The sequence below is a fragment of the Actinomadura sp. NPDC000929 genome, from assembly GCF_040492065.1.
Classification (GTDB): Bacteria; Actinomycetota; Actinomycetes; order Streptosporangiales; family Streptosporangiaceae; genus Spirillospora; species Spirillospora verrucosospora.
The window spans coordinates 48627-60986 of the sequence record NZ_JBEUPA010000006.1 but is presented as its reverse complement, the minus strand read 5'-3'; the positions used below and the strand labels follow the sequence as shown (position 1 = coordinate 60986).

The 12360-nt window shown below is 64.6% G+C and carries 11 protein-coding genes; 1 reads left to right on the top strand and 10 read right to left on the bottom strand.

Features of this window, described 5'->3' with window-relative positions; all coding sequences use genetic code 11:
• Positions 1-41: 41 nt before the first annotated feature.
• From ABWI04_RS04080 to ABWI04_RS04035, 10 genes are all read right to left on the bottom strand, one after another.
• On the bottom strand, positions 42-452 hold the full coding sequence (locus tag ABWI04_RS04080) for a hypothetical protein (RefSeq protein ID WP_353831451.1): 411 nt from the start codon (positions 450-452) through the stop codon (positions 42-44).
• Positions 453-470: 18 nt separating this feature from the next.
• Entirely contained in the window at positions 471-1316 is an 846-nt protein-coding gene (locus ABWI04_RS04075) for a DUF2637 domain-containing protein (protein ID WP_353831450.1), read from the bottom strand.
• Positions 1313-1555, bottom strand: coding sequence for a hypothetical protein (locus ABWI04_RS04070; RefSeq protein ID WP_353831449.1), 243 nt, complete (start codon positions 1553-1555; stop codon positions 1313-1315). Before ABWI04_RS04070 ends, ABWI04_RS04075 begins: the two co-directional genes overlap by 4 nt.
• A 149-nt stretch (positions 1556-1704) precedes the next feature.
• Entirely contained in the window at positions 1705-3045 is a 1341-nt protein-coding gene (locus tag ABWI04_RS04065) for an FtsK/SpoIIIE domain-containing protein (protein WP_353831448.1), read from the bottom strand.
• A gap of 13 nt (positions 3046-3058) precedes the next feature.
• Complete coding sequence (locus tag ABWI04_RS04060; protein ID WP_258943674.1) at positions 3059-3421, bottom strand: SCO3933 family regulatory protein; 363 nt, start codon at positions 3419-3421, stop codon at positions 3059-3061.
• A 136-nt stretch (positions 3422-3557) separates the two neighbouring features.
• Complete coding sequence (locus ABWI04_RS04055; protein ID WP_353831447.1) at positions 3558-4382, bottom strand: protein phosphatase 2C domain-containing protein; 825 nt, start codon at positions 4380-4382, stop codon at positions 3558-3560.
• Positions 4383-4392: 10 nt separating this feature from the next.
• A complete protein-coding gene (locus ABWI04_RS04050) occupies positions 4393-5238 on the bottom strand; it encodes a sigma-70 RNA polymerase sigma factor region 4 domain-containing protein (protein ID WP_353831446.1) in 846 nt (281 codons plus the stop codon).
• A gap of 122 nt (positions 5239-5360) precedes the next feature.
• The gene (locus tag ABWI04_RS04045; protein ID WP_353831445.1) at positions 5361-5771 is read right to left on the bottom strand and encodes an ATP-binding protein; all 411 of its coding nucleotides are present in this window, start codon (positions 5769-5771) and stop codon (positions 5361-5363) included.
• A gap of 76 nt (positions 5772-5847) precedes the next feature.
• Entirely contained in the window at positions 5848-6633 is a 786-nt protein-coding gene (locus ABWI04_RS04040) for a Scr1 family TA system antitoxin-like transcriptional regulator (protein WP_353831444.1), read from the bottom strand.
• A 253-nt stretch (positions 6634-6886) separates the two neighbouring features.
• The gene (locus ABWI04_RS04035) at positions 6887-8521 is read right to left on the bottom strand and encodes an Eco57I restriction-modification methylase domain-containing protein (protein WP_353831443.1); all 1635 of its coding nucleotides are present in this window, start codon (positions 8519-8521) and stop codon (positions 6887-6889) included.
• 448 nt (positions 8522-8969) lie between these two features.
• Here ABWI04_RS04035 and ABWI04_RS04030 point away from each other — a divergent pair, with 448 nt between their 5' ends.
• Positions 8970-11951, top strand: coding sequence for an Eco57I restriction-modification methylase domain-containing protein (locus ABWI04_RS04030; RefSeq protein WP_353831442.1), 2982 nt, complete (start codon positions 8970-8972; stop codon positions 11949-11951).
• Positions 11952-12360: the final 409 nt, after the last annotated feature.

Below are 12360 nucleotides of genomic sequence, written 5' to 3'. Positions count from 1 at the left end.
TCGGCACATGCCCCAGCGGCGACGAGTTGGCCGAGCGCGCATCAGGCTGCCCGTCCCTGGTCGCCGTCCTGATCGGGGTCGAGGCGGATGTTGTCGCGGTAGCTGATGTGGGCGTGGTGCTCGTCCATCTGTCGGGCGGGGATGTGGACCATTTGGTAGGTGATGCGGCCGAAGGTCTTGGAGGCGATGTAGTGGCCGCCGTGGGGGCGGTCGTCGGTGACTTCGGTGTTCAGGAGTGCTGCGACCTGGTCGACTACGGCGACCGCTGCGGCGTCGTCTCCGGTGCGGGTGTAGACGTTGTAGTCCCCGCCGTACTCCTTGATTGGCACGGCCGGGTTGGCCTCCAGGAAGTCGGCCAGGGCGCGCAGGCCGGCGATGGTCTGGTGGCGGGCGAACAGGTCACCGGGCACAGGAAGGGAGGTCTGGCCGGTCAGTTCAGCGGGCGAGGTCATGGCGGGTTCCTCCAGAGGTCAGGAGACGGACGCGGTTGCTTGGGGCTGTTCGGTGCGGAGTTGGCGGAGCAGGTCCGAGGCGAGTTGGTTGGAGACGCCGAGCCGGGCGCGCAGCGCGTCACGGGTGATCGGGCGCCCGTGCCGGCTTTCGTGCTCGGAGGCGACGCGGCGTGCGAAGTCGACCAGCGGGGCGGCCGGAGCGGGATCGGGCGCGGGCACCGCGGTTTCCTCGGCGGCTGGGGCTGCGGCCGGGACGGGGACGGGGATGGAGGTCTGTCCGTCCTGCTCGTCGTGGTCGCGGTCGCGGGGTTCGTCCTGAGCAGCGGGGACGGCGGCGGCGACGGTGGGGTGTTCGTCCTCCCACACCACCCACGGGGACGGCGGTGAGGACGAGCCGGACGAGGACGAGGACGAGACGACCGGGGCCGGGTCGGGACGGCCGAAGGACTCAGGGACGGGCGAGGTGCGATCCGCCGCCCGGGTGCCAGCCTTTCGCCGCTCCAGCATCGACACCGCGACCAGAAACGCACCCGCAGGAGTGCCCGCGGTGATCCAGCCCCACACCGAGGGATCGGCTTGGGCGAGGTTGGCAGCGAGGGAGAGCAGGATTCCGCCGATTAGGACGACGGTCGGCCACGACAGTCGCCCTGTTTCCCGCCCGGTGCTCTTGTCTCGCTGGCGTTCCCCGGCAGCCATGACGCACGTCAGGTCGATGCAGACCGCGATAGCCCAAGCCATCCACCCGCCTTGACCATGCTCGGTCGCCGTGTCGCGAATGTGGGTGAACGACCCCGCCGCCGCGATCCCAGCCAGCACCACCACCGGCCCGGAATCAGCCACCGCGCCGAACAGACGGCGACTCATGCGGCCCGCTGGTCGGTGACGAGGGCGAGCAGGGCGACCAGTTCGGGGTCACAGCGATGGAGGTCGGTCCAGTCGTCGGCTTGCGCCGGGGACGAGGAGGCGAACGCCTCGGCGCACTGCTGGCAGCGGGCGATGTGCAGTGAGCGGAACTCGTCCCACTCGACTCCGACCGGCCACACGTCCCAGGACGACACCGACGCCACCCGGGACGAGCCCGAGGACGGGGACGAGGGGGACACGAGGGCGACGAATCGGGGACGCGGGCGGGGACGAAGGGCACGAGTGTGGGCGACCATCGGGCAGCCTCCAGGACCGGTTTCGGACATGGTTCGGTAGGGACGTGGCGCGATCAGGGCTCACGCCGAGCCGGGAAGGTGAGGAGAGGCGTCTAGGCGGCGGGGCGGATGACCGGGGCGGAGCCGACGAGGGTCTCCCAGTCCGGGGTCAGGTGCGCGTAGTCGCGCGCGGCTTGTTCGGCTTCGTGTTCGGGGACGTAGACGGACCGGGCGCGGTGCCATGAGCCGTCTTGGCCGGCGACGATGCACACGCCGGGAGTCTCAGCGGGGATGGCGCGGGCGGCGTCCAGGGCGGCGGGGTCGAGGTCGCCGAGCGCCATGTTCGCCGTCTCCGGGTCGTTGACGTGGTGGCATACCCGCCCCGACAACTGGGCCCGCAGCGCGGTAACGCCCGGCCCGAGGTCGGAGCCGACGCGTTGCCCGCACACGATCAGGTAGACGGCGAACGCCCGACCGAGCTGAGCGACCCGCAGGAGCGCGGTAGCGGTCTTGGCCACCTCGTCTTTCTCGGACTTGTCGGCCATGAGGAATAGTTCGGCGACCTCGTCCACCAGGACCACGATAGGCATCGGCCGCAGATCTTCCGGCAGTGTCCATACGTTGCGCGCCCCGTGCGCCCGGCAGGTGGCCATGCGGTTCTCGACCTCGCCCACCAGGTCGACGAGCAGATCGACCGACTCTTTACGCGTGGTCGCCAGCGCCGAGAGTCGTGGCGCGTAGGGGGTGAACTCGACTCCGCCCTTGAGGTCGAAGCCGACCAGGGCGACCGGTTGCGGAGCCAGACCCTTGAGCAGGGCGTTGGCCATGTTCGACTTACCGGACTGAGTCGCGCCGACGTTGAGCCAGTGCGGCACCGCGCGGAAGTCGATCACCCAGTCACGGCCGTTCTCCAGCTTGCCCGGACGCACGGTCAGAAGCTCACCGGTTTCGGGCACGGCGACCACCTCGACCAGCGGGTCACGCATGGTGGCCCACAGGGTGACGCGGCCGGGCCGCACGTCGACCACCCGCACCGAGTGGACGCGCCAAGCGTGCGCGATCCCCTCCGCGGCTTTCTCGTAGTCGGCGGGGACTTGCCCGTCGTGCAGGCGCAGCCGCATCCGCCACCCAAGCCGAGTCGGCCGCAGGAGGCCGAGGCGGGGTGAGCGCTCGACGTCGACCCGCCGTACCCGCCGCTTGTGCTCGACCACGGTTGCGGCGGAGCGGGAGGCGGGCCCGACCACGGGGATGGCGTCGAGGGTGAGGCGGAACCGGCGCCGGTTGCGGGTGAGCTTGCACCCGGAGGCGACGTGATGCCACGTCAGGTACACCAGCACCGCACGGGCCGGGAATCCGACGCCGTACCAGAACGACACCGGGTGATACCGGCGCCAGGCCCAGAGCCCGGCCGCCGCAGCGGCCAGGACCCCGAGCACCAGGACGAAGTCAGTCATGACGGCGACCCGTTCAGGCCACGCCCGCCGGAGCGGACGAGTCCGACGCCGGGACGGCCGACACGGGGGCGATGCGCTCAGCGCGGTAGGCGACGCCCCACCGCTTCTCACCGCCGAGAACCGCCTCCCAGGGGAAGGCGACCAGTCCGACCGGCGTGACGACCTCCCCGAGCGTGATCGACTGGTCCCCGGTCACCGCGACGTTGAGCAGGTCAACCCGCCCCATCGGGTCAGCGGCCGACAGCCCGACTGTGAACACCGTCTGCCCGTTGCGGTCCGTCTTCACCTCCCCCGTGTCCTGGTTGACCAGCTTGGGACGCGGCGGGGAGACGCAGACGAACGTCAGCGCCGACACGTCCACCGGGATGTTCCGCAAGGTTCTCTCCTGTCGTCCACCCCCCTAGACACTTCGATCCAACTCGATCCGCGAGCGGACTGTCTAGGGGGGTACACGTAGAACACAGGCGAGGAACGAGCGACTGTCTAGGGGGGTCTACAGCCTCGCTCGAAGTTCAGTCTTGGACGGTCCAGTAGACGGCGCTCGCATCGTCAGATGCCTTGCCGCGCGGCCACCGGGCCCCGTCCGGGTCGGTCGACTCGACCTCGCGTGTCCGTGCGATCAGTCCTCGCGGCCCGTCCTTGCGGAGGACGCCGAGCAGATCCGCCCAGACCATCAGTCGGAAGTGGTCGACCAGCCGGCTAGCGCCGTCACTCAGCAGCGCGACCGCCGCCAGCTCGGCGAGTGGTGTCGACCCGATCAGCGCCTCGTGTGCCGCCTCCGGCTTGGTGCTGGCCACCCAGAACCCGCCGGGCTGGTTGCGGTAGGAGGCGAGCCGTTCGACCCGAGTCCGCAGGCGTTTCGCGTGCTTGTCGCTGCCGACAACACAGGGCCCGGCCGGTTCGTCCAACCGGGCGATCACGTCGGCAAGCCGATCGTCGCTGACGGCGGTCGGCGCCTGGTCGAGGCGATCGAGGACGAGAACGGCGTCCGAGAGCACCAGGTGTTCAAGGTGCCCGTCACGGATCCTTGCGAGCGCCACGGTTGCCGAGGGTGAGCCCGGGTGGCCGAGATCGCACGATGTCGCATGCAGCGCGTTGACGCGGTCGATGCTCACTGCGAGCGCCTCGTCCAGGCCCACGGCGACGTCACCAGCGGCGGCCAGGAGCAGCCCGCCGAGGTTGCGCGCGTACCAGGCGACCGAGTGCGAGCACCCCGACTCGACACCGGCCGGGGTGCCGGCACCGTCGACCACGAGCAGCAGCCCAGGCGCCGCCGCCGCGAAGTCCTCGTTGTCCCGCTCAGGGTGCCCCGGTTCGCTGGCGATCAGCACGCGCATACGTTCCTCGTCAGGTCGGCGCCTCGTCGTGCCGGTAGATCGGGGTCAGCAACTCCGTCCGCACCGGCTCATGGGTGTCCGCGGTGTACTCGGTGCCGACCACGACCGAGAACCGTTCGTTGCCGACCTGCCCCCACAGGCTCCCGATATCCGTGGTCAGCAGATGGACCACACCGAGCGACCCCTCAGGATGGATACCGGCGATGGCCAGGAAGCTTCCCTTGCCGTCCGGTCGAGGCAGCCGCCCCAGATAGCCCACGTCATAGTTCCGCGCCGGATCGTCTTCCTGCCCGGACCGATGTCCGTCGCCGGTCCGAGTGTCGCGAAGCAGCCACCCGACCTCATCCCGCTCCCACTGAAGAACGGGATCCTTGCCGTACGCCTCCTGCATCGCGGGGGACATCCGGGGCCCGCAGATAACCAGCATCCCGGCACGGTTGAGGTCGATCCCGCCATCGAGCCCGACATGATCGGACTTCACGGTCAGGTCGAACGTCCGCGCCAGGTCTTCCAGTCGCTGCCCGGTCCTCAAGTCGTCCAGCGCGACATATGTCCGATCGCTCGCAGGGTCGGGCCGCAGGGGAGTCACGACGGTGACCTCACCCGACCCCAGGAACGCGCCCTCAGGCGCCGGCCCCGTGTGCCGGATCTGATGGATACGCCCGCGGCTCAGCCCCGCCGCTTGCGCGATCTGCGCGTACGACATCCCTTGCGCATGCAGGTCCTGAATCAGTCGCCGCCGCAGCCGCGCCAGTTCGGTGACCTCCTGTTGAGCCTCTGCCAAGCGCTCAGTTGCAGCCCGAAGCAGTTCGTACGGGTCATCGATCTGCGCGATGCGCTCCAACTCGCCTGGCATGACACCCCCTCCGGCATCCACCAGGGAGTCTAGGACTCTAGACAAGGTGCCGGAAAGCTCACGCCCCGTTGAGGAACTGACAACGCGCAGACGCCGCCGCCGACGCGGTATCGGCGGACCGCTCACACCGCCGCGCCGACGACGTCCGCCCAGACACGCCGCCCGACCCGAACATGTTCGCTGCCCCATGCTTTGGAGACCGCGTCGACGAGGAACAGCCCACGCCCGGACACGGCATCCGGGCCGCTCGGTTCATCGTTCACCGTCGGTTGCGTCTGGGCCCCCATGTCGACCACTGCCACCCGCACATGCCCGTCCTGCAACTCCAGTTCGAGGACGAAGTTGCCATCGTCCTCCCCGCTGGCCGTGTGTTCCACGGCGTTCGTGCACAGCTCACTCACGACCAGTTCGACCAGCCCGGCAACCTCGTCCGGGACACGGTCGGCGATGAAGGCCCGCCCGAAGGCTCTCGCCTCACTGATCGATTCGGGTCGGCCCGCGAACAGCCGGGACAAGCGCGTCACGTCGATCACCACCCGCGCGTCTAGGGGGCTGAACACCCCGGGGGACACGCAGCGTATGACAGGTCTAGGGGGCTATTCAATACGCTCAGTGAATAGAACGCAGAACTTTCCGCAGATCACCGGCCGCCCGGTCCACCAGCGCCTGGGCCTCGTCCCCGAACATGGCCGCCCGCTCGAACCCCTCGAAGATCTCCACGTACGCCCGCACCTCGTCCTCGTCGGTCAAGGTCAGCTCGCGCGTGAACGTCTCCACCGACACCGCCGCATCGTCGTACACCGAGAACCCATGAAGCGGCACACGCGACACCGCCGCCCCCGGGACGATCCCCAACCGCACGTTCGCCCGCCCCGACACCTCCGCCAGGTGAGCAAGCTGCCCCGCCATGCACTCACCCGACCCCGGCCACGTCCGCAAGACGGCCTCCGCCACCAGGACCACGAACCGGCCGCCATCGTTGTCCAGCACCGAGACGCCGGCGACGTCCGCCCCGATCGCAGCCGCATACTCTCCCGTCCACAACAACCGAGGCATCACCACAGGCTCGAACGCCCGGACAACCCGAGCCCCCGCAAGCAGCTCCACACTGGCCCCGCTCCGGAACGACACCCCCGCATCCACCCGCCGGGAGGTCTCCGCATAAGCCTCACGCACCAGACCCAGCAGCCGCTCAGCCTCAGCCGGCCCCACCTCCAGAGCCCCGACCAACCGGGCAACCACCTCCGGATCAGAAACCCGCCGCCCGGTCTCCACCCGAGACACCGTCGGCTGAGGAACCCCAGCCCGAGCCGCCAGGCCAACCCCGGACAACCCCGCCGAGGTCCGAAGCCGCCGCAACTCCCGCCCGATCTCCTCAAGCCGCTCAGCACCCATAACCGAGCGTTCTACCACCCACGAGCCCCAACCAAGGCCCCCGAGACGAGACGAGCAACACCACCAACCAAACCCGCAGGTCAGCAGCCCTCACACTCTGCCGGATGAGGACTTTCAATACGTCTTCAAGGGCGCCCGCTACGCGGACGCCCGCTGAGCTGGTCGGCGGGCGTGCGGCCTGTTCCGGCCGACCCGCCGACCAGCCCAGCGGCGGACACCGCCCGATTTGTCGGCTGCTGGGCTGGCCGACCGGTTACGAACCAACGCTACTTCGGTCATGACGACGGCGTTGTAGCGATGCGCGAGCCTCCGCGAGACTTGTCATCAGTGAATCATTGAGTCCGCCGATGGCTTTCGAAAGCCGTCTATCAGTTTCCTCCACGAGAAGATCTTCACGCTCCGGCGCGGAAGACCGAGCAATCTTGTCGAGGCTCTCGAGTTCCCCGGTCAATTGCTCGGAGACGAAAACTTTGAGTCGCGCTACTTCGCTAGGTACAAGCTCCAGGACGCCGCCTCCGAAACTTCTCCCCTCGATTTCGGCACTGAGAAGCGTTAGTGAATTATGGAAACCTGCCGTCAGGGCTGTACCTTTATCGGAATATGTAGGGGCGAGTTTGGCTTGATAAATAGTGTCGGTAGTGATGGCTCTCTTTTCGTTGAGAACCACTCTGGGGTAATGGTGCGATCTCTTCGAGAGAAGCAGGTCCCCAGGAGATACAACAGGAACGCGATACCAAGGCGAGCGTATACGGCATTTGTAACGCTTATGGAGTAGCTTTCCTTCGCCTTGCTCCAGGTATTCCCGGGGTCCCTCAAAGAGCATGGGGTCGGGCGCGGAAGACGAAAAATCCAGGAGGTAAGACTTGATCTGATTCTTTGAGATTTCTAGGAAGTCGTCAGCTGTGAAGCGAAGACCAGGGGCGTTTCGTATGCGAGGCAGCAGCGGTCTTGCCCATGCTTCGAGTTCGTAGTTCTTTATTGTCGTTTCGTCGACTGAGAAGAAGTCGTTGGCACCGGTGACCGTTGCCACGCTGAACTTTGCTACACCGCCTAGATGGATGCAGCCAGGAAGGCTAGAAGCTTCGTCTAGTGCGCTAACGTGCGTTGGCGACATGAGAAGCTTGGTCCAAGTGGGCTCATCTGCAAAAATGGAGTGATCCCATATCCTTGTTGAACTGTCGTGGTCAACGACTGTGACAGAGTGTGTGCTTCGAGGATTATAGGATGTTTTCACGCCGCTGATTACAACGACCTCTTGTAGGACCGTCGGGAAAGAGCCCGGCAGGAAAAGATCTATTCTAAGCTGCTTTGTGTTTCTTAGCAGCCATCGTCGAGCATCCGCTGCAGATATGCCCGTAAGACATTCGGCCGGAACGATGAAGGCAAATGCACCCCCCTGATTGAGGGAGGCTATCGCCTTGTAGAGTATGGGAATCCAGAGATTGGAAACCCCTCGAAGTGTCACGCCGAGTTGCGTGGCGATTGCCTCGGCATGGCGCCTCTCTGTGGGATCGACGAACTGGAATCGAACGAAAGGTGGGTTGCCAACTGCAGCGTCAAAGGTTGGTTCCATCTTGATGATCTCGCTGAGGAAACTCCCATGAAGCACGCTTGACGTGAGGGAGGCGGAGGTCGCACTCTGTCGACATAGTTCAGCCTCCGACTCAACAATCTCCACGAGAGTCATCTGAGAGATTTTCTCTTTTAGGGGATGTTGCAGCGTCCCGCGAAGGAATGCTCCATTTCCGGCACTGGGCTCAAGCAGCCGAATCTCTCGCCGATCCCCAAGTAGGTCCGCCACACGGTCGAGGCAAACCTTGACCAGGCCCGCGGGGGAGTAGAAGCCGCCGCGAAGTTTTTCTGCGGATACTTCGTCAGACACTTTCATGAGCCGCCTTCGGGTAGTCGCCAGCGAATACTCTCACATTCTCAGTATTGATCGCAACCTCCTGTTCACGGCGCCATGCTGCAAAGCTTCACAGTTCCGGCATTCTGCACGTCCAAGCGAGTTTGCATGGAATCATCTTCTTTGCGACGTGACACTTCCGCTCGTCGCGGAGTATGGAGCCTTTCGACAGCGTCGAGGCCCACACTTCACGTCCTCGAATTCGGGCGTTCCGAGATCCTCCACTCCTGATCCCGATCGTCGAGGTGAATCCCGGTGGACTGTTGCGGTTCGACCGTCGCTTCCGCAAAGGTGTGGGTATGAGGCAGACCTTGACGGCCCAGGACGACATAGTACTTAGCAGAGCGGGGGCTTCCAGCGATGACCTCAGCGTGACCCAGCACGTGCATCGACGGCTGACGGGCCGACAGCTCCGGGAGGCGCAGCCGGCGTGAAAGCTGACAGCAAGGCCACCGTCCGGAGGCTGGTCGAGAGGTTCGCCGCCGACTTCGACTACTACACCGACTCTCGGAGGCGGTATCTGGAAGCGGATGCCCGCAGCGAGTTCATCGACCCGCTCCTGCGGGCTCTCGGTTGGGACATCGAGAACCAGCAAGGCCTGACTCCGTCGAAGCGAGAGGTAGTCCGCGAAGAGAGTCAGCAGCAGGAGGACACCTCCAACAAGCGCCCCGACTATACCCTCCGCGTCGATGGCGTCGGCAAGTTGTACGTGGAGGCGAAGAAGCCGTCGGTGGACGTGCTTATCGACATGGAGGCGATCCGTCAGACCCGCGCGTACGGCTGGACGAAGCAGCACCCGATCGCGGTACTCACCAACTTCCGGCACGTCCGCATCTTCGACACGAGCGTTCCCATCGGGCCAGAGGACACGGCCACTACGGCACTCAAGTTCGAGTGCGACTACCAGGAGCTCGTCGAGAATTGGGACAAGCTCGAGTGCCTCATCGGGCGTGAAGCCGTGCACGCCCCCGACTGGCTCAAGCAGTTCATGGCCGTCCTGTCCCAGGCGCCTCTGCCCGCCGACCAACGCTTTGTCCAGCAGTTCAACAAGTGGCGCCTCATGTTGGGCGAGAGTCTCGTGGCTGGAAACGCGACGATGACTGAAGCAGAGATTAACGATGCCGTCCAGCGTATTCTCAACCGCCTCGTATTCGTCCGCATGTGCGAGGATCGGGGCATCGAGGGCGAAGGTGTTCTGCGCGATGCGTTCAATGGCACTACGACTGACGTCGTCGGGCTCTTCAAGCGTCTCAACGACCGCTATAACACCGGAATCTTCCGAACGGCTGGCGCTCCGAACGACCCAGTCCTAATGGTTAGCGCGACAGTCCTAAAGTCCATCGTCGACAATCTCTACGCGCCACTTTCTCCATTCTCGTTTGCTGTCCTCGACGCAAACTTCCTGGGTCTCGTCTACGAGGCATCCTTGGCTGAGCACCTCGCCATCATCAGAACTGGCGGCTGCCCCACGGTGCGACTCAACAAGAAGCGTGAGTACGCCAAGCGCGATGTCGTGACCACACCGCAGGAGCTCGTCACTGCCACGATCCGCGCGGCCGTCGACAATGTCGACGTCGACCTACCGAAGACGCTCGACTTCGCGGTCGGGTCGGGGCGCTTCCTCGTATCGGTGTTCGATGCCCTAATCGAGCGCGAGGTAATTCGCCGTACTGGAATAGGAGGACGCCCCGGTCTCTTGAAGGTCGCCGAACACACCTACAGGCTCGCCTTCAAGGAGAAACGGCGCCTCCTGGTGGATTACTGCTTCGGTATCGACATCGACTTCAACGCGGTCGAAGTGGCCAGGTTCAGCCTACTTGTCCGTCTCCTGGAGGATGAGCGGCGTGAGACCCTCCCCGCGCGCGAGCGGAGTATCCTGCCCGACCTGAGCGCAAATATCGCCCATGGGAACACATTGGTTCGAGCGATGCCGGCGGCGGCTCCTTCGGGTGCCGAGGAGGTAACTCAGCCTATCGCGCTCGCTCAGGTCGGTCTCCCCGTATCGTTCGACCTCATCGTGGGCAATCCGCCTTACATGAGCACCGAGCAAATGAAGTTGTATGATAAATGGGAATTTGCCTACATCAAGAGAGAATATACGACATCTCATCAACAGTTCGACAAGTACTTCGCGTTCGTCGAGTTCGCTGTCGACCACCTCAACGACAGGGGTGTCCTCGGCGTTGTAATCCCGAACAAGTGGATGACCATCGAGGCCGGACCTCGGTTTAGGGCCATGCTTCGATCTGTGGGAACGCTGCGACGGCTCGTGAATTTCCGACACGTCCAAGTCTTTGAGAACAAGTCGATCTACATTTGCTCGCTAGTCGTGAAGCGCGCGGCGGCCACCGATTTCGAGTACGCCGAGCCTGACACCATCAATGACTTCTTGGCCGGTGCCGGAGTGCACCGCACCCTCAGTGTTCGACATCTTCCAGAGGGTCCCGAGGAACCTCTGGTCCTTCCGGCAGACGCGAATGAGGAACGAGTTCTGGCAAAGATTCGCCAGAACTCGATCCAGATGAAAGAGGTCGTAGAGGCCCGCAACGGCGTACAGACGAGCCTCAACTCGGTCTACGTGATCACAAATCCCGAAGTATCTAACGGGATCGTCGAGTTCACCAAGAGTGGGGCGACCTGGCGTATCGAGGAGGATGTCACCCGGCCCTACCTGGACGACTCCACTGGAGTTCGCTCACACTTCGAGGTGCAAGCAGATGCCCTCATAGTTTATCCGTACCAGCCGACCTCAGCTGCCCAGAACCTGTCCGGGTTCGAAGTAATCCCTGAGGCGGACATGAGAGAGCAGTATCCGCTCGCCTACAAGTACCTGACAGCCCACAGGGCGCTGATGGACAAGCGTAACGTCCCATCTCGGGAGCGCGCGAAGGCGTTCTACGTGTACGGGCGCGTGCAGGCTATCGGCTACTGCACCCAAGCACCGAAGATCTTCTACTCGACCAACCAGCGCGGCGGCAAGTACGGCCTCGACACAGTGGGGATCGTCTACCAGTCCGGTGGTACCGCAGGTGAGATCGCGCTCTACCCCCGGAATCTCGGCTACTCACTCGACTTCGTGCTCGCGCTACTTGACCAGCGGCCCATCGAGTTCTTTTTGCGCAAGCGCGGCAGCGCCTTCCGCGATGGTTACGTCGCCAGGGGAACAGCCGTAATGAATGATGTTCCGGTTCCGCGACTCGACTTTAACGACTCCGTCGACGTGGAGTTTCACAACGATGTCGCCTCTAAGATGGTCGCTCTTCGCAATCTGCACGCAAAAACTTCCTCCACTCCGGAGCGGCGGATGACCCAGCACAGGGCCAAGATCGACGCTACGCGGCTGCAGATCGAGGACCTCTTTCTCGCTCGTTGGGACCTCGCCGCGAGCGTCGTGGCGGCGCTGCGCCTTTGACCTAGTCCGTCAGAAGAAGATGGCGGTCGATGCGAAGCTAGTGGATCCCACTGCAATAGCTTCGGTCCAACAGGAGTAAAGATGGTACGGCGCCCTGATGAACTGGGCTCAGCGAGCGCGAAGCGGGGGCCTCGCGGCCCCCAGCCCCCCGCGGGCCGGAGGGCACACCCGCGCGAAGCGGTCTGTCACACCTTGGGCGCCGTTCGCGCGGGTGAGCCCTCCGGAACGATGCGCGCTGCTTTACGGCGGCTGTGCCCAATACGGGCCTAAGCGCGGTCCTTGAGTGGTGTATGCACAGGCCAGAGGAGTTAGGCGGGGGGACTGTAAATCCGTCGGCTTAGCCTACGCAGGTTCGAACCCTGCACCCGCCACCACCACGTAGAAGGGCCCCTGACCAGCTAGAACGCTG

Coding starts and splice junctions, on each gene's coding strand:
- ABWI04_RS04040 (WP_353831444.1), bottom strand. CDS start 6,633: ATGGGTGCTGAGCGGCTTGAGGAGATCGGGCGGGAGTTGCGGCGGCTT.
- ABWI04_RS04035 (WP_353831443.1), bottom strand. CDS start 8,521: ATGAAAGTGTCTGACGAAGTATCCGCAGAAAAACTTCGCGGCGGCTTC.
- ABWI04_RS04075 (WP_353831450.1), bottom strand. CDS start 1,316: ATGAGTCGCCGTCTGTTCGGCGCGGTGGCTGATTCCGGGCCGGTGGTG.
- ABWI04_RS04050 (WP_353831446.1), bottom strand. CDS start 5,238: ATGCCAGGCGAGTTGGAGCGCATCGCGCAGATCGATGACCCGTACGAA.
- ABWI04_RS04065 (WP_353831448.1), bottom strand. CDS start 3,045: ATGACTGACTTCGTCCTGGTGCTCGGGGTCCTGGCCGCTGCGGCGGCC.
- ABWI04_RS04055 (WP_353831447.1), bottom strand. CDS start 4,382: ATGCGCGTGCTGATCGCCAGCGAACCGGGGCACCCTGAGCGGGACAAC.
- ABWI04_RS04080 (WP_353831451.1), bottom strand. CDS start 452: ATGACCTCGCCCGCTGAACTGACCGGCCAGACCTCCCTTCCTGTGCCC.